Raw genomic sequence first — 17,496 nt, 5'->3', positions numbered from 1 at the left:
TTATCTAGGGATCGCCTCATGCTGCGCAAACTTTCACTGGCTCTTGCCGTGTCTTGTGCGACCAATGGAATGGTCTGGGCAGCAGAAGCGCCCTTGTCGACCAAAACCGATCTGGTCAGCGTCTACCAGGAAGCGGTGGACAACAACGCCGACCTGGCCGCCGCCCGCGCCCAATATGGCGCGCAAAAAGAAGTGGTGCCCCAGGCCCGTGCCGGCTTGCTGCCCAACCTTTCGGCCGGCGCCGACGTGAACAACGTACGCACCCAGATCGACACCCCGTCAGCCACCGCCAATCGCGATGCCCACACCTGGCGTGCGACCCTGAGCCAGCCACTGTTCCGTGCCGACCGCTGGTTCCAGTTGCAGGCGGCCGAAGCGGTCAATGAACAGGCCGCACTGCAGCTGTCGGCCACCGAGCAGGAACTGATCCTGCAAAGCGCGGAAAACTACTTTGCGGTGCTGCGCGCCCAGGACAACCTGGCCTCGACCAAGGCCGAAGAAGCCGCTTTCAAGCGCCAGCTGGACCAGTCCAACGAGCGTTTCGACGTGGGCCTGTCGGACAAGACCGACGTGCTGCAATCCCAGGCCAGCTACGACACCGCGCGGGCCAACCGGATCCTCGCCCAGCGCCAGGTGGATGACGCGTTTGAAGCGCTGATCACTCTGACCAACCGCCAGTACAACGCGATCCAGGGCATTGTCCACACCCTGCCCGTTTTGCCGCCAGCGCCGAATGACGCCAAGGCCTGGGTCGACACCGCCGGGCGGCAGAACCTGAACCTGCTGGCCAGCAACTATGCGGTCACCGCTGCCGAAGAAACCCTCAAGCAACGCAAGGCCGGCCACGCGCCTACCCTGGACGCGGTGGCGCAATACGAAAAAGGCGACAACGACGCCCTCGGTTTCAGCAACCCCAACGCGTTCGGCCAGCCCTATCGTGGTGATGTCGAGCAACGCACCATCGGCCTGCGCCTGAATATCCCGCTGTACAGCGGCGGCCTCACCAGCTCCCAGGTACGTGAATCCTATTCGCGCCTGGGCCAGACCGAACAGCAACGCGAAGGCCTGCGCCGCCAGGTGGTGGAAAACACCCGCAACCTGCACCGCGCGGTGAACACCGATGTGGAACAGGTACAGGCACGCCGCCAGTCGATCATCTCCAACCAGAGCGCAGTGGAAGCCACGGAAATCGGTTACCAGGTGGGCACACGCAATATCGTCGACGTGCTCGACGCCCAGCGCCAGCTGTACACCTCGGTGCGCAACTACAACAACAGCCGTTATGACTACATCCTCGACAACCTGCGCTTGAAGCAGGCGGCAGGGACGTTGAACCCAGGGGATCTGCAGGATCTGGCGCGGTACCTGAAGGCTGACTACAACCCGGACAAGGATTTCCTGCCGCCGGATCTGGCCAAGGCCGCGTCCGAACAACTGAAGGCCCGCCCCAACAATTGAGCCACACCACAACAGCCGTGTGAGAGTTGGCTGGTGTGGGAGCCGGGCTTGCCCGCGATACAGGCACCTCGGTTTATCTACACGTCTCTTTAGTGATTCTTAGGTTTGTGTACATATCCGTTGCTGCGGTCATGGCCACTTAGGGTTCCGCCCTTACGGCGGCTCACTTTGGGGCTTTCCAAAGTGAGCCGCCGTAAGGGCGGAACCAATAGCCGCCGTAACCGCAGCAACGGAAATGTACACAACCCCAATAAGCACTAGATAAAAGAGTTATGTAGATACCTATGGCTATCGCAAGCAAGCCAGCTCCCACATTTTTGACCGAGCGGGGGTCAGGGTTTGATTAGTCTGTCCAAGCCATCGAGCAAACGCTTCAACGCGCCCTGATTAGCCTGCATCACCTTAAGCCCCGCCAGCGCCCGCTTGCGCGCATCCTGCGGTAGCTCGAACAGCTGCCGCACCACCTCGGCCAACCCCTCGGCCTCATCCACTTCCTGCAACGCTCCGGCCTCGCGCATCATCGCGGCGATTTCGAGGAAGTTGAACAGGTGCGGGCCACTGATCACCGGTTTGGCCAGCGCCGCCGGCTCCAGCAGGTTGTGCCCGCCATTGGGCACCAGGCTGCCGCCGACAAAGGCGCTATCGGCCAAGGCGTAGAGAAACAGCAGCTCGCCCATGGTGTCGCCGAGCAATACCGAGGTGTCGGCACCGACCGGCGCGCCGCTGGAGCGCTGCACCGTAGCAAAACCCTGCTGTTGGCAAAGCTCCAGCACTGCGTTGAACCGCTCCGGGTGACGGGGCACCAGGATCAGCAGCGCGTTGGGGTAACTGGCCAGTAGTTGTCGATGGGCAGCCAGCACCACTTCATCTTCGCCCTCGTGGGTACTGGCGGCGATCCATACCGGGCGCTCGCTGGCCTGCCATTGCTCGCGCAACGCAGCGGCGCGCGCCAGCAGTTCGGGGTTGATGGTCAGGTCAAACTTGATCGAGCCGGTGACTTCGACTGTTTCCGGGCGCGCGCCCAGGCTGCGGAAGCGCTCGGCCTCGGTGGCGGTCTGCACGGCAAACAGGCTCATTTCTGCCAGCATTGGCGCAGTCAGCTTGGCGAAACGCCCGTAACCCTTGGCCGAACGTGCCGACAGCCGCGCATTGGCCAAGGCCACGGGGATCCCGCGCTTGGCACATTGATGAATATGGTTGGGCCACAATTCGGTTTCCATGATGACCGCAAGCCTGGGCTGCACCCGGTCCAGAAAACGCTTGGCGGCACACGGTAAATCGTAAGGCAGGTAGCAATGCTGGATGCGCGGTTCATCGGCGAACAGCGCCTGGATCCGCTCCGAACCGGTGGGCGTCATGCAGGTAACGGTGATCGGCAACTGTGGATGCCGCTCCAGCAAACCGCGGATCATCGGCGCGGCGGCGATGCTCTCGCCCACCGACACCGCGTGCACCCAGATCCCGCCGGGCTTGAGTACCGGCAAGCCGTAGGAAAAGCGCTCGCTGACGCGCTTGGCGTAGGCCGGCGCCTTGCGGGCCCGCAGCCATAGACGTAAGGCCACCAACGGCAGCGCCAGGTAAAACAGACAGCTATAGAGAGTTCTATTCATGGCGGCGGAGTTTATCGGCTTTTTCAGCCGATCGCCTGCAAACACGCGGTAAAACGTTCGGCCAGAAAGCGCGCCGCCGGGCCCAGGGGCTCATCGCGCCGCCACACCAATTCCACCACCAGGGCCGGCGGCGTCCACTCGCTGTCCAACTCGACCATCTGCCCCTGATACGTCGGGTACTGCACCACATGCCGGGGCAACCAGGCCCAGCCCAGGCCGCGCACCAACCATTCGGCCAGCACGTAGAAACTGTCGGCGCGCCATACCTGGGGGCTGGCCGCCTCGCTGCCGGGGTAAACGCTGGTCTGGGTCGACATCAGCAATTGGCGAAACTGCGCCAGACGCTGGCAATCGACAAACCCACCCCTGGCCAGCGGGTGCCCGACGCCACACACCGTGACCATTTCCACACTGCCGACCACCCGCCGTTCAAGGGCCTCAGGGATCTGATCGTGGTAGAACAGCAACCCCAGGTCGGCCTTGCGCTCCACCAACTTGCGAGCGACATCGCCCTGGGCCGTGCTGGACAACTGCACCTCCAGGCTGGGAAATTTCCCGGCCAGCGCCTCAAGGCTGTCGAGTACCGGCTGATACAGCATGGCTTCGTCCTGGGCCAGACGCAGCCGCGCTTCTTCGCCGCGCATCAGGGACAGGGCGCGGCCGTTGAGGCGCTCACACTGGCGCAGCACTTCCCGGGCTTCCTCCAGCAATACCGTGCCGGCCTCGGTCAGGCGTGGCTGACGACCGCTGCTGCGATCAAACAGGCTCACGCCCAGGTCGGCCTCCAGCAGGGCGATGCCATTGCTCACCGCCGATTGCGCCTTGCGCTGGTCCCGTGCCACCGCCGAGAACGAACGCTGCTCGGCGACGCTGACAAACAGGCGCATCTGCTCCAGATTCCACTGCACGCTCATCGGCTCAACCCATCTTGAATTCGGATAGGTAATGACTTTACCCCATCTGCGGATTCTCTAGAATGCCGGCCTTATTACGCGCCCCAATTCCGAGGAACACCCCATGAACGCCGCCTACTACTACCTGGCCATTGCCATCTGCTCGGAAGTGATCGCCACCGTTTCCATGAAAGCGATCAAGGGCTGGAGCACGCCGATCCCCCTGCTGCTGGTGATCGTCGGCTATGGCGTCGCATTCTGGATGCTGACCCTGGTGGTGCGCACCGTGCCCGTGGGCGTGGCCTACGCGGTGTGGGCGGGGCTGGGGATCGTCATGGTCAGCATCGCGGCGCTGTTTATCTATGGGCAAAAACTCGATCTGCCGGCGATGCTGGGGATGGGCATGATTGTGCTGGGGGTGGTGGTGATTCAGTTGTTTTCGAAAACCGCAGGCCACTGACCTTCTACAGTTGTTGATCCTGGGCAAAGATCCCGCTGTCGAGTCTGTATACTTGGCCTCTTGTTCTGAACACTGAGGTCGCCCCATGCCATCCGTTATTTCCACCGACGTCCTGATTGTCGGCGCCGGGGTTGCCGGCCTCTGGCTCAATGCGCGCCTGCGCAGCCAGGGGTTCTCCACGATTGTGGTGGAGAACGCGACCTTGGGTGGCGGGCAGAGCGTGAAGTCCCAGGGGATCATTCACGGCGGTGCGAAGTACGCCCTGCATGGCGCCCTGACCGGCGCCTCCGAAGCCATTGCCGATATGCCGCGACGCTGGCGGGAAGCGCTGGCGGGTACTGGCGAGCTGGACCTGACGGGCGTGCGCCTGTTGTCCCAGGCCCATTACCTGTGGTCGCCGGGCACCCTGGCCGGCAACCTCACCAGCTTCTTCGCCAGCAAGGCGGTGCGTGGCCGCGTCGATCAGGTCAAGGGCGACGATTTGCCGCCGGCCCTGCAAGACCGCCGCTTCAAGGGCAAGGTCTATCGCCTGGCCGAACTGGTGGTGGACGTGCCGAGCCTGATCGAGCGCCTGGCACAATTGGCCGGCGACGGCCTGCTCGCCGGGCAACAGATCGAACCGCTGCTGGAAGGTGGCATCCTCGTTGGCCTGAAAGTCGATGGCCGGGCGATCCGCGCCCAGCGCATCGTGCTGAGTGCCGGCGGCGGCACCGCCGAGCTGCTGACGGCCCTGGGCCTGAGCCAGCCGGCCATGCAAAAACGCCCGCTGCATATGATCATCGCCAAGGGCCCCGGCCTCAAACCCCTGTACGCGCACTGCCTGGGTGGCGGCACCAAGCCACGGATCACCATCACCACCCACCCGGCCGCCGATGGCCATTGGGTGTGGTACATGGGCGGTGATATTGCCGAGACCGAAGGTGTACACCGCACGCCCGCCGAGCAGATCGCCACGGCGCAAAAGGAACTGGCGCACCTGCTGCCATGGATCGACATGAGCCAGACCCAATGGGCGACCCTGCGAGTAGACCGCGCCGAACCCCTGCAAACGGGCCTGACCCGGCCGGACAACGCGTTCCTCGCCGAACAGGGCCGCTTGCTGGTGGGTTGGCCGACCAAGCTGGCCCTGGCGCCGGACTTCGCCGACCGGGTGCTCAGCGCCCTGCAACGTGACGGCATCCAGCCAACGCCAAGCACACCGCTGCCCGAACTGCCGCGCCCGGCCATCGCCCAACCTGCCTGGGAGCAATTGTTGCCATGAGCCTACCGACCCTGCATGACCTCCATCGCCCCCTGGGCAGCACCGGCCTGCTGGTGTCGCCACTGGGCCTGGGCACCGTGAAGCTGGGGCGCGACCAGGGGGTGAAGTACCCCAATGGTTTCCAGATCCCCAATGATGAAGAAGCGCGCATGTTGCTGCGCCAGGCCCGCGAGCTGGGGATCAACCTGATCGACACCGCCCCCGCCTACGGCCATAGCGAAGAGCGCCTGGGGCCGTTGCTGCGAGGCCAGCGCCAGGACTGGGTGATCGTCAGCAAGGTCGGCGAAGAGTTTGCCGACGGTGTGTCCCATCACGATTTCAGTGCCGCCCACACCCGGTTGTCCGTGGAGCGCAGCTTGAAACGCCTGGAAACGGATTTTATCGACCTGGTGCTGGTGCATTCCGACGGTAATGACTTGCATATCCTCAACAACTGCGAGGTGTACCAGACTCTGGCGGAGCTTAAGCGCGAGGGCAAGATTCGCGGTTTCGGCTTCTCCGGCAAAACCGTCGAAGGCGGGGTGAAGGCTCTGGAACAAGGCGATTGCGCCATGGTCACCTACAATCTGAGCGAGCAAAACGAAAAAGCCGTGATTGATTACGCTGCCGCCCATGGCAAAGGCATCCTGGTGAAAAAGGCCCTGGCCAGTGGCCATGCCTGCCTTGAACCGGGAGTGGATCCAATTCACGCCAGTTTCACCTTGTTGTTTGCGCAAACGGGCGTGGCCAGTGCTATTGTCGGGACCATCAACCCGCTGCACCTTGCCCATAATGTGGCAACCGCTGCCAAGATCATTCGCCAATCCTGATGCCGCCCACGCGGCCGACCCCGACGCAAGAAGGAGCCGACATGCCGCGAACGCTCATAAGAAAAAACCCCAGTAATTTCAAAACACTGCCGCTGTACGTCGAAGCCACCCCCGAAGGCCTGAGCTACCAGAGCGTGGGCATGCCGCTCAACTTTGCCCAGACCCTGCAGCGGCGCAAGCCAGTGGACGTGGCAGACGCCGAACGCTTTGCCCTGGAACTGGCCAACCTCGGGGTGTCGGTGCGCCTGACGCTGCATTGGCAAAACCGCGATTACTGGGTGTTAGTCCGCCAGCGCCGGCAGGACCGTGGCGATGTGGTGCTCAAGCTGATCTCCGGCTACGTGCCAGCCCATGAACTGAACCTGCCGCTGCACACCGCTATCCAGGAAATCGCCGAGGAATGCCTGCTGGAAACCCCGGAGGGCTGGCTCGGCGGACGTTTCAATGACACCTGGCTGCCGGCGCCCTACTCCAGCGCCCTGCACTACCGCGAGGCCTTGCCGTTTCGCCTGTCGCCGCTGTCCGGCGCCGCCCGCCCGGTGCGCTGCGCCAGCATGCAGTTGATCGAACGCCCGCGGGCCTATGTGCACCTGCCGACGGCCTCACTGCAATTGATCTATGACCTGCGCCTGGAGGTGCCCAAGGAAGCCAAGTCCCTGAGCCTGTTCCATGTGGACGAACGCCTGGAGGGCGACCAACTGGTGGCGCGCCTGGACCGCCAGCGCCCGGATTTGTACCTGATGCCCCTGAAGGACGGCCAGCCGTGCGCCGAGCTGTATACCCTGAAGAAGGATCAACTGATCCCGGCGAGCACCCGTGGGTTGTACCTGGCGGAGAGTTTTGCCCAGCAGGAGGGCTGGTTGGTGCGCGATGAGCGGATCCGCTGGAAGGACTGGCTCAGGCAACAGGGCCTGAGCGCGCCGGAGAAGGAATCGAAGTTGAAGCAATTGACCGGACGGGCCAGGCAGATCTTGCGCAAGATGGTGCCGAAGAAGGCGGGTCGCTGAAGCAGCCCCGCCTGTGGCGAGCGGTACCTACTGGTTGAGTAGTCTCTCCAGACCAACCTTCAGCGGCGTCGGCTCAGGCAATGTGAAGCTTGCCGCCAAGCGCTGGTTGTTGGCTCTGGAGTGCCGGATATCACCCGAGCGCGGCTCTGTGTAGCTGACAGCCGGCAACGAGCCGATGATTTCCGACAGCGCCTGCAGCAACTGCTTGAGGGTGGTGGTGTGGTTCCAGCCGACATTGATCGCGCCCAGGGGGGCATCCGCCATTTCCACAGCCTGCACCAGCACCGCTACCAGATCCCCGACGTACATGAAGTCACGGGTTTGCTCACCGTCGCCGAATACGGCAATCGGCAGGCCTTTTTGCGCGCGCTCGCTGAAGATGCTGATCACCCCGGAATACGGCGATGACGGATCCTGGCGCGGGCCAAAAATATTGAAGAAGCGGAAAATCACCGGCTCCAGGCCATGCTGGCGGCGATAGAAGTCAAAGTAGTGCTCGCTGGCCAGCTTGTCCGAGGCGTATGGCGTCAACGGCGCCTTGGCGGTTTGCTCGTCGATCGAGTCGCCTTCGCCGTTATTGCCATACACCGCCGCACTGGAGGCAAACACCACGCGCTTGACCCCAGCCTGGCGCATGGCCTCGCAGACATTCAGGCTGCCCACGAAGTTGCTCTGGTGCGTACTGACCGGGTCATCCACCGACGCCTGCACCGAAGCAACCGCCGCCAGATGCACCACCGCCGTCGCCCCCACCGCTGCGCGGGCGACCAGTGCGGCATCGGCCACATCGCCTTCGAGCAGTTGCAGGCGCGGGTTATCCAATGGCAGGTTACTGCGCTTGCCGGTGGACAGGTTATCCAGCACGCGCACCGCATAGCCCTTGGCTAGCAGTGCATCGACCAGATTGGAGCCGATAAAACCAGCGCCGCCGGTAATCAGTACGAGAGCATCAGACATAGCGGTAAACCTATCGGGCGGCATCGTTGGTTTGACGAATTTTATCGACAATCGCGGTGGTCGAGCTGTTCTCCACCAATCCCAGGACTTTGACCTTGCCGCCATAGGCATTGACGATATCGGCACCGACCACCTGGTCGACCGAGTAATCCCCGCCCTTGACCAATACATCTGGCTTGACCTGGGCCAACAGGTTTTCCGGGGTGCCCTCGGAGAAGCTGATCACCCAGTCCACCGCGCCTAACCCAGCCAGCACCGCCATGCGCCGATCCACGCTGTTGATCGGCCGGCCAGGGCCTTTGAGGCGACTGACCGAAGCATCGTCGTTGATCGCCACGATCAGGCGATCACCCTGGGCGCGAGCCTGCTCCAGGTAAGTCACATGGCCAGCATGCAGGATGTCGAAGCAACCGTTGGTGAAGACAATGCTTTCGTTATGGGCGCGGGCATCGTCAATCGCCAGCAGCAACTGCTCAAGGCTCAACACGCCACGCTCCGAACCTTCCTCACGCTGGATCGCGCGACGCAGTTCCGGGGCGCTGATGGACGCCGTACCCAGTTTGCCGACCACGATGCTCGCCGCCAGGTTGGCCAGGGCCACCGCGTGGGGCAACTCCTCGCCGGCGGCGATCGCCGCCGCCAGGGTGGAGATAACGGTGTCGCCGGCGCCGGTGACGTCGAACACTTCCCGCGCTCGCGCAGGCAGGTGCATGGCCGGGTGACCGGGGCGCAACAGGGTCATGCCGTGTTCGCCACGGGTCACCAGCAACGCGCCGAGGTCGAGATCGGCCATCAGGCTTGCGCCTTTGCTCACCAAATCGTGCTCATCGACGCAGCCGCCGACGATGGTTTCAAATTCGCTGAGATTCGGCGTGATCAGGCTGGCGCCCCGGTAGACCGAGAAGTCCTTGCCCTTGGGGTCGGCCAGCACCGGGATACCCCGGGCCTTGGCGGCCTGGATCAGCACCTGGTGGTTTTTCAGTGCGCCTTTGCCGTAGTCCGACAGCACCAGCACCTTGATGCCTTCAAGCAACGCGTCGACCTGGTCACTGAGGGCCAGGGCGTCGGTGGCAAAGGGTTCTTCAAAGTCGATACGCAGCAATTGCTGGTGACGGCTCATGACCCGCAGCTTGACGATGGTCGGCTGGTGGGCAATGCGCTGGAACAGCGCACGCACGCCAGCGCCGCGCAGGCTGTTGGTCAGGCTGTCGGCGGCTTCGTCGTCGCCGGTCACGCCGACCAGGGAGGCCGGGGCGCCGAGCGCGGCGATGTTAAGGGCAACGTTGGCGGCGCCCCCTGGACGGTCTTCGATTTGCTCGACCTTGACTACCGGTACCGGTGCCTCAGGGGAAATCCGTGAGGTACCGCCATGCCAGTAACGGTCGAGCATGACATCGCCGACCACCAAGACAGGGGCTTGATCGAATCGCGGCATGGACAACTTCATGGAGCAACCCACATACAAAATGAACAGGGGCGCGATATTAGCACAGGGAAAAGCATCGACCGATTCAATCCTGGCGGTCAATGCCAGCCTGGCTGCAATGGCGCCTCAATAGGCATCTGTCACGTGGGAGGGCGCCACCGGGTCGCCTTCTTCGAACTCCTTGGCGTGCAACCGCGCGTAGTAGCCGTTCTGCGCCAGCAACTCGACGTGGGTGCCGCGCTCGACAATCTGGCCGTCATCCATCACCAGGATCAGGTCGGCTTTCTCGATGGTGCTCAGGCGGTGGGCAATCACCAGGGTCGTGCGGTTCTTCACCACATGGTCCAGGGCAGCCTGGATATGGCGCTCGGACTCGGTATCCAGGGCCGAGGTGGCCTCGTCGAGAATCAACAGCGGCGCATCCTTGAGCAGGGCCCGGGCAATCGCGATGCGTTGGCGCTGGCCGCCGGACAGCAGCACGCCGTTCTCGCCCACCAGGGTTTCGTAGCCCTGGGGCATCTTCACGATGAACTCATCGGCATAGGCTTCGCGAGCAGCATGGTGCACCGCGTCGGTGGGTGCGCCGGCCAGGTCGCCATAGGCGATGTTGTTGGTCACGGTGTCGTTGAACAAGGTGACCTGCTGGGTCACCAGGGCAATTTGCCGGCGCAGGTTACGCAGGGTGAAATCCTGCACGCGTACGCCATCGAGCAGAATCTGCCCCTGTTCGTGCTGATAGAAGCGTGGGATCAAGCCGGCCAGGGTGGATTTGCCGCTGCCCGAACGCCCTACCAGTGCGACCATTTGCCCAGGCTCGACGATAAAGCTGATGTCGTTGAGCACTTTCTTGTCGCTATCCGGGTATTGGAAGCTGAGGTTGCGCACTTCAATGCGCCCCGCCAGACGCTCATGTTCAATCACGCCCTGGTCAACTTCTACCGGCTCATCCAACTGCTCGAAAATACTTTCGGCGCCCGCCACACCCTTCTGGATGGTCGAGCTGACTTCGGAAAGCTGGCGAATCGGCTTGGGCAACAGGCCGGCCATGGTGATGTAGGCCACCAGATCACCCGGCGAGGCATCGCCACGCAAATACAGGACCAGGAACATGACCACGGCCATCGCACTGTAGGTCACCAACTGCAGCATCGGCGTGTACACCGCGCCGGTCTTGGTCATCGCCAGCTGCTTCTCGGTGTTGCTCAGGCTCGCCTGCTTGAAGCGCACCTTTTCATACTGCTCACCGCCAAAGCTGCGGACCACGCGGTAGCCGTGGATCGTCTCGGATGCCACATGGGTCACGTCGCCCATGGACACCTGGATTTTCTTGCTTTGCTTGCGGAATTTACGACTGGTGCTGTTCACCATCATGCCGATCACCGGCAGGATCGCCAGCATCACCAGGGTCAGTTTCCAGTTCATCCACACCAGGGTGCAGAACAGGAAAATCACGGTCATGCCTTCACGGATAACCACCTTGATCGCATCGGTGGCAGCACCGGTGACCATGGTCACGTTAAAGGTAATGCGCGAGATCAGATGGCCGGAGTTGTTCTTGTCAAAGAAGCGGTTGGGCAACTCCAACAGCTTGTTGAACAGCACTACACGCAGGTCGTGGACCAACCCCAGGGAAACCCGGGCCAGGAAGAAGTTGCCGAGGAACGAACCTACGCCCTGCCAGGCCGCGATCAGCACGATCATCAGCGGCACGGTTTCCAGCAACTGCAACTTGCCCAGATAGGGGTTGCCGGGGAACAGACTGGCCTCGGGGTTCGCCAGGCCATCGACAAAATACTTGAGGATATAAGCGAGCATCGGCTGGGTCGATGCGAAGATCAGGAACCCGACGATACTCAGGATGAACAGACCCACATAAGGCCGTACGTAAGTCAGGAGGCGAAAGTAAATCGCCAGCGTCGACTGGGTTTTCGGTTCAGGACTGCTCATGGGAATCCGCGCAAATCAGTAAGGCGCGGATCATATCACAGGCCTCTTCAGCCCAAAAAACATGAGCAGGGGCCAGCCTTGCACCAAGTCGGTTAAGATAACCGGCTATTGATGGGAGTCAGGCATGCAAGTAATCGATCACAACACCTATGAGGCACTGCGCGCCGGCGCGCAGGTGCTGGAAGCCGATGGTTCTGGCGACAAGGTGCTCCGGTTGACCGATGGTTGCATGCTCAAACTGTTCCGGCGCAAGCGCCTGCTCAGTTCAGCGCTGTTCTACCCCTATGCACAACGTTTCGCCAACAACACCCGCGCCCTGCAGCAACGGGATATCCCCTGCCCGCGCATCATTGCGGTGTATCGCATCCCCAGCATTGCGCGGGATGCGGTGTACTACAGCCCGCTGGCCGGGGAAACCATCCGCCAGTTGCAGCTTGCCAAAACCGAGGCCGACGCCCTGCGTGTGCGTCTTGGCAGCTTCATTGCGCAATTGCATGAGAAGGGCGTGTACTTTCGCTCGCTGCACTTTGGCAACGTGGTCCTGACACCGGAAAACACCCTGGGGCTGATCGACATTGCCGACCTGAGTTGCCAGACCGCCCCCCTGAGCCAGAGCAAGCGCCTGCGTAACTTCAGCCACCTGCGACGCTACCCTGAGGACCGCCAGTGGCTGCTGGGCGATGATGCCGGGCAAGCCTTTTTCGATGGCTATCGCCAGGGCTTGCCGGCAGGCAGTCAACAGGCGCCGTTGATTGAGCGCCTGCGGCAACTACTGGACTGATCTTACTGGGTGATGACCAGTACCGTGGCGCCTCGACGATTGGCGAAGCGCTCGACGATGCGCAGGTTGCGCTCGGCCAGCCAACTGGTGAGCCAGGGCTCGTTGCCGCGGGCTTCGATCAGGAAGTAGCGGAATTTACCTGCGTGCGCCGGAGACATCGCAGCTTCACGGGTCAGTTTCTTGAGCAGATAACCCCGTCCAGCGTAATAGCCGATACGGCCATCATCGAAGTAAGCAGGCACATCCGGCTCGACATTCGCCGCCATCCAGCGCCCCGCCTCGACGTACTGGACCTTGCCCGGCCCGGTGGACACCACATTGGACAGCATCACCAATAGGCATATCGCCACCAGCGCCTTGCCCAGGCGCGGGAACTGCTGGGCAAACATCTGCAGCGCCATCGCCAACGCTGGCACCAACAGCAGGTTCAAGAAGCTCATGTAGCGCATGTTCATGAACTGCTGCTGGATAAAGAACAACAACAATACCAGCAGGTACAACACCGCCGCCCAGGCAAAAGGCCGGTATTCATGCCAGTAGCGCTTGATCGCCTGCCAATTGCGGCCCCGTAAAAACGGCACGGCAAACGGACCGCAAATATTCACAAAGCTGATGGCCATGGTCGCCAGGATGCCAAAGAAGATGATGCGCCCTGCTTCATCCCGGGAGTACTTGTTGATCAGCGAGTTGGCGAACTGCTCGCGCAGCAAATCGAATGACGCCAGGACACTGCTCGGGTTGATCATGTCCATATAGTAGGCAACGCGCGCCGACGAAAAACCACCCGTTGCCGTGACCAACACCATCCCCGCAACCACGCCGAGCAGCGGTAGCGCAATAAACTGCAGGAGTGCCAGGCGCCGCTCACGCACCCACAGGCCAGGCAACTGCCATAAGCCCAGCGCAGGCAACAGCAACAACGCTTCCAGCCGGAAGGCTGCCGCCGCGACAATTGCCAGGTGGATGGTTGCCGCACGCAGCCACCCCCCTCGAGCCTGCCAACGCATGGCCAGCCAGAGCGTCAGGGTGCAGAAAAACCAGAAGCCGAACTCACGCAGGATCTCACCGCGAAACTCGTTGAACGCCGGCATCGCCAGCACCACCAGGCAGGCCCAGGGCGCAACCTGCACCGAGCGCTGGCGAACGCAGTCAACCAGCAGGGCACAGGTCCCGGCGGCAAACAGCGAACACCATAAGTGGGCACTCAGTTCTATGGGCAGGGCTGTAACCGAATGGGTGCCGGCCAGGAGCAGCGAGAACCAGGGCCAGTTGAACAGGGCAAAGGCGGCTTTCGGGCCGTGGACGTAAGCGGTCTGGGCAATGGTCAGGTAGAAAGCCGCATCACGCCCGACCGTCGCTGCGCCCAATATGGCGATCAGGGATAGCAGCAGACTCCCGAAAAATGCCACTCGAACGGGATGTTCGACGACAACACTCAACACCCGGACCCAAAATTTACTGCCTATTCCAACCACACCCCCCCCTTAAAACCTGGCGTCACATCGTGCGCACAAGATTTGGAAACATATATTCCAGAAAAACCACCACGCCACAAAAAACCAACGCCCGGTCATTGCAATCAACTCAGGCGCTTCATAGGTCATTCCAGGCGTAGCGTAACAGGCTATAAAACGCTTACTTGAACATCAGCTGAAGCGCCTTGCGTGTGTACGACCAGCGAGTCAGGGCACGCCAGTCTGTACGTACCGCCTGGCAGTAAAACTGCCTGGCAAGCGTGTATTCACCAGCACTGAAGCAATTGCGAAACAAAGACAGGCAGCGCTGCGCGAGAAACGCACGGCGCAAGCCTTGCAACTCTGCCGGCATACGCACTGGCGAAAACACCTCGTCAACCAGGCTCACACCCGCCGCCACACTGTGCTTGATGTCATGCCGCAAGCTGTCTGCATGTTTGTAGATCAAGGCCAGCGGCTGGTCGATAACCGTGCAGGGCACGCGCGCCAGGGCCTGGGCAAACACCGGGATATCCTCGGCGTTGCGCATGCGCTCCGGGTAGTTGCCTACCGCAAAAATCTCCCGGTGCATGGCGCAGGCGCCATTGGAGATGGCGATGGTCTTGTCCAGCAAATACCCGCGCACCCGCAGATAAGGCGTAGCAGGCAACGGCTTGACGGCATGCAGGCGGCGCTTGCCATCTTCAAATACCGACCAGTGGCCACCGATGATCAGGCGGCTATCCGGGTGAGCAGCAATATGCTGCGCAACCAGGGCCAGGGCGCCCGGGGCCATTTCATCATCGGCGTCCAGGAACATCAGGTACTGGCCCGCAGACTCCTCAATGCCACGATTGCGCACCGAGGCCAGGCCGCCATTGGGCTTGCGCAACACCTGGAAGCGTCCCGGATGCTTGGCCAGCAGAGCGTCCAGCACCTGCGGCGTGTCGTCGGTAGAGCCGTCATCAATCACCAACAACTGCGCATCGGCTTCGTCGAGTTGCGCCAGCACCGACTCAACCGCGCGCCCCAGGGTGCGCGCGTAGTTGTAGGCAGGGATGACGACGCCAATCAGTGCTTCAGTCAACGGCTTGCCCTTCCACACCATCTTTGACGACCAGGATGTCTTCCATGATCAGGTACTGCAGGTCGGAGCCGAAGAACATGTTCAATGCGTCGGTCGGCGAGCAGATCATTGCTTCGCCACGGCGGTTGAGCGAGGTGTTCAGGGACACACCGTTGCCGGTCAGCACTTCCAGCTCTTTCATCATGTCGTAGTAGCGCGGGTTGTACTCGCGCTTGAGCACCTGGGCGCGGGAGGTGCCATCTTCATGGACCACTTCCGGCACGCGGGTTTTCCACTCTTCGGCGACTTCAAAGGTGAAGGTCATGAACGGGGCCGGGTGATCGACCTTGATCATCTGCGGGGCCACGGTGTCGAGCATCGACGGGCAGAAGGGCCTCCAGCGCTCGCGGAACTTGATCTGGTGGTTGATCCGGTCAGCCACGCCCACGGCGCTCGGGCAACCGATGATCGAACGACCGCCCAAGGCGCGCGGACCGAACTCCATGCGTCCCTGGAACCAGGCTACCGGGTTGCCGTCGACCATGATCTGGGCGATGCGCTTGGGCATATCGTCGATCTGGCGCCACTTCGGCTTGCTCGGGTGCTTGGCACACGCGGCAATCACTTCTTCGTTGCTGTAGGACGGGCCGAGATAGACGTGCTCCATCTTCTCTACCGGTACCCCACGGGCATGGGACACATAGGCCGCCGCGCCCACGGCGGTGCCGGCATCGCCGGACGCCGGCTGCACGAACAGCTCCTTGACGTCATCGCGGGCAATGATCTTCTGGTTCAACTTGACGTTCAACGCGCAGCCGCCGGCGAAGGCCAGCTTGCCGGTTTCCTTGAGGATATCGCCCAGGTAATGGTCGATCATCTGCAACGACAGCTTCTCGAACAGAGCCTGCATGCTGGCCGCGTAGTGGATGTACGGCTCGTCGGCGATATCGCCTTCGCGCTTGGGGCCCAGCCACTCGATCAGTTTTGGCGAGAAGTAGAAGCCCTTGCCCTTCTCTTTATAGCGGCGCAGGCCGATGACGTTGGCATAGTCGGTGTTGATCACCAACTCGCCATTTTCAAAAGAGGCCAGGCGCGAGAAATCGTACTTGCTGGCATCGCCATAGGGTGCCATGCCCATGACCTTGAACTCGCCGTCGAGCATCTCGAAACCGAGGAACTCGGTGATCGCGCCGTACAGGCCGCCCAGGGAGTCCGGGTCGTAGAATTCTTTGATCTTGTGGATCTTGCCGTTCTCGCCATAACCGAAGAAGGTCGTGGCGTACTCGCCTTTACCGTCGATCCCGAGGATCGCGGTCTTCTCCTGGAAGCCCGAGCAGTGATAGGCGCTGGAGGCGTGGGCCAGGTGGTGTTCAACCGGTTCGATCTTGATCTTCTTCGGATCGAAGCCCAGTTGCTCCAGGCACCAGACAATCTTGTTGCGATAGCGCTTGTAGCGCCGGTTGCCCATCAGGATCGCGTCAAGGGCGCGGTCCGGGGCGTACCAGTAACGCTTGGCATAGTGCCAGCGAGCCTCGCCGAACAAGCTGATCGGGGCAAACGGGATCGCCACCACATCAACGTCGGAGGGTTTGATGCCAGCCTGTTCCAGGCAGAACTTCGCCGATTCGTAGGGCATGCGGTTCTTTGCATGTTTATCACGTACGAAGCGCTCTTCTTCGGCCGCCGCGATCAGCTTGCCGTCGATATACAGGGCTGCGGAAGGATCATGGCTAAGGGCGCCGGACAGGCCAAGAATCGTCAATGCCACTGGGGTCTAGCCTCTTTTAGTCTGCATGCAGGCGCTAGCGCCTGAAAAATATGTGCCCCTCGCCTCGGCGAGAAAAGCTAAAGGGCGGGATTATAGCTTAAAAGCGGCAAAACGCCTCTAGCCGCAAATGGCAGGGAGAAACAAGAGGCATCATCGGAAAATCTCGATACTGCCATCGCGGTTCTGTCGGTAGACGGTGTAGGGCAGTACCAAAGTATCGAGGACACCCGACAGGGCAAAATCAATGGCAATCCAGGGTACCGAGGCAATCTGCTGGTCTTCCAGGCTTTTCTTGCCGTTGGGTTCGCCATTCAGGGAGCAGAAGTCATACACCACCCCGCTGTAGATACGGGGCACGCTCTCGCAGTGGCTGCGCAGGTCCTTGAGTTTCTGGCTGGCTACTGCGTCTTCGCGAAACACCGTGTCGAGGGTGCCGCAGGCGGTGGTCGAAAGGACAATGGCGGCAAGCAGCAGAATATTTGTAGGATTCACGGGCAACCCTCTTTGGCATGGGGCGGACAGCCTAACCCAAGATGGCGTAAGACGAATATGCCGGCATTTTGCGGGAATATTCGTCGGAAACGCCACGCAGAATCGTT

At 61.6% G+C, this 17,496-nt stretch carries 15 protein-coding genes; 6 read left to right on the top strand and 9 right to left on the bottom strand.

What is annotated here, in order from left to right:
- The first annotated feature begins 18 nt into the window (after nt 1–18).
- Nucleotides 19–1,458, top strand: a complete 1,440-nt coding sequence (locus PSH73_RS02165) for a TolC family outer membrane protein (RefSeq protein WP_120731374.1) — start codon at nt 19–21, stop codon at nt 1,456–1,458.
- A 332-nt stretch (nt 1,459–1,790) separates the two neighbouring features.
- Here PSH73_RS02165 and waaA read toward each other — a convergent pair whose 3' ends face one another.
- Both waaA and PSH73_RS02155 read right to left on the bottom strand, forming a co-directional pair.
- A complete protein-coding gene (gene waaA / locus PSH73_RS02160) occupies nt 1,791–3,068 on the bottom strand; it encodes a lipid IV(A) 3-deoxy-D-manno-octulosonic acid transferase (protein ID WP_120731372.1) in 1,278 nt (425 codons plus the stop codon).
- A 23-nt stretch (nt 3,069–3,091) separates the two neighbouring features.
- Nucleotides 3,092–3,982: a LysR family transcriptional regulator gene (locus PSH73_RS02155; RefSeq protein ID WP_057958130.1), complete on the bottom strand. Its 891-nt coding sequence runs from the start codon at nt 3,980–3,982 to the stop codon at nt 3,092–3,094.
- A gap of 103 nt (nt 3,983–4,085) precedes the next feature.
- Between PSH73_RS02155 and PSH73_RS02150 the strand changes: the two genes are divergently transcribed.
- From PSH73_RS02150 to PSH73_RS02135, 4 genes are all read left to right on the top strand, one after another.
- On the top strand, nt 4,086–4,421 hold the full coding sequence (locus PSH73_RS02150; RefSeq protein ID WP_057437331.1) for a multidrug efflux SMR transporter: 336 nt from the start codon (nt 4,086–4,088) through the stop codon (nt 4,419–4,421).
- 85 nt (nt 4,422–4,506) lie between these two features.
- Complete coding sequence (locus tag PSH73_RS02145) at nt 4,507–5,682, top strand: FAD-binding oxidoreductase (protein WP_057437329.1); 1,176 nt, start codon at nt 4,507–4,509, stop codon at nt 5,680–5,682.
- Nucleotides 5,679–6,491, top strand: coding sequence for an aldo/keto reductase (locus PSH73_RS02140; RefSeq protein ID WP_057958128.1), 813 nt, complete (start codon nt 5,679–5,681; stop codon nt 6,489–6,491). The genes PSH73_RS02145 and PSH73_RS02140 overlap by 4 nt, the downstream gene beginning before the upstream one ends.
- Before the next feature lie 41 nt (nt 6,492–6,532).
- Nucleotides 6,533–7,498 carry a hypothetical protein gene (locus PSH73_RS02135; protein ID WP_057437325.1) on the top strand — a complete coding sequence of 322 codons (966 nt, stop codon included), beginning with the start codon at nt 6,533–6,535 and terminating at the stop codon, nt 7,496–7,498.
- Nucleotides 7,499–7,525: 27 nt separating this feature from the next.
- Here PSH73_RS02135 and PSH73_RS02130 read toward each other — a convergent pair whose 3' ends face one another.
- The 3 genes from PSH73_RS02130 to msbA form a co-directional block, all read right to left on the bottom strand.
- Complete coding sequence (locus tag PSH73_RS02130) at nt 7,526–8,455, bottom strand: NAD-dependent epimerase/dehydratase family protein (protein WP_057437323.1); 930 nt, start codon at nt 8,453–8,455, stop codon at nt 7,526–7,528.
- 10 nt (nt 8,456–8,465) lie between these two features.
- A complete protein-coding gene (gene hldE / locus PSH73_RS02125) occupies nt 8,466–9,902 on the bottom strand; it encodes a bifunctional D-glycero-beta-D-manno-heptose-7-phosphate kinase/D-glycero-beta-D-manno-heptose 1-phosphate adenylyltransferase HldE (protein WP_115129349.1) in 1,437 nt (478 codons plus the stop codon).
- A 105-nt stretch (nt 9,903–10,007) separates the two neighbouring features.
- Nucleotides 10,008–11,828: a lipid A export permease/ATP-binding protein MsbA gene (gene msbA / locus PSH73_RS02120; RefSeq protein ID WP_057958125.1), complete on the bottom strand. Its 1,821-nt coding sequence runs from the start codon at nt 11,826–11,828 to the stop codon at nt 10,008–10,010.
- A gap of 124 nt (nt 11,829–11,952) precedes the next feature.
- On the opposite strand from msbA, the gene PSH73_RS02115 reads away from it, so the two are divergent.
- A complete protein-coding gene (locus PSH73_RS02115; RefSeq protein ID WP_169989278.1) occupies nt 11,953–12,609 on the top strand; it encodes a phosphotransferase in 657 nt (218 codons plus the stop codon).
- 2 nt (nt 12,610–12,611) lie between these two features.
- On the opposite strand, the gene PSH73_RS02110 is transcribed toward PSH73_RS02115, so the two are convergent.
- From PSH73_RS02110 to PSH73_RS02095, 4 genes are all read right to left on the bottom strand, one after another.
- Entirely contained in the window at nt 12,612–13,976 is a 1,365-nt protein-coding gene (locus tag PSH73_RS02110; protein WP_233098297.1) for a hypothetical protein, read from the bottom strand.
- Nucleotides 13,977–14,244: 268 nt separating this feature from the next.
- On the bottom strand, nt 14,245–15,150 hold the full coding sequence (locus tag PSH73_RS02105; protein ID WP_233093217.1) for a glycosyltransferase family A protein: 906 nt from the start codon (nt 15,148–15,150) through the stop codon (nt 14,245–14,247).
- The gene (locus PSH73_RS02100; protein WP_057437314.1) at nt 15,143–16,897 is read right to left on the bottom strand and encodes a carbamoyltransferase; all 1,755 of its coding nucleotides are present in this window, start codon (nt 16,895–16,897) and stop codon (nt 15,143–15,145) included. Before PSH73_RS02100 ends, PSH73_RS02105 begins: the two co-directional genes overlap by 8 nt.
- Before the next feature lie 150 nt (nt 16,898–17,047).
- On the bottom strand, nt 17,048–17,389 hold the full coding sequence (locus PSH73_RS02095; protein ID WP_057437310.1) for a YceK/YidQ family lipoprotein: 342 nt from the start codon (nt 17,387–17,389) through the stop codon (nt 17,048–17,050).
- Between the last annotated feature and the right edge of the window lie 107 nt (nt 17,390–17,496).

The organism is Pseudomonas sp. FP2294 (genome assembly GCF_030687625.1).
Taxonomy (GTDB): Bacteria; Pseudomonadota; Gammaproteobacteria; order Pseudomonadales; family Pseudomonadaceae; genus Aquipseudomonas; species Aquipseudomonas shahriarae.
The sequence above is the reverse complement of the archived record's forward strand: the minus strand, read 5'-3'. Positions and strand labels throughout refer to the sequence as shown.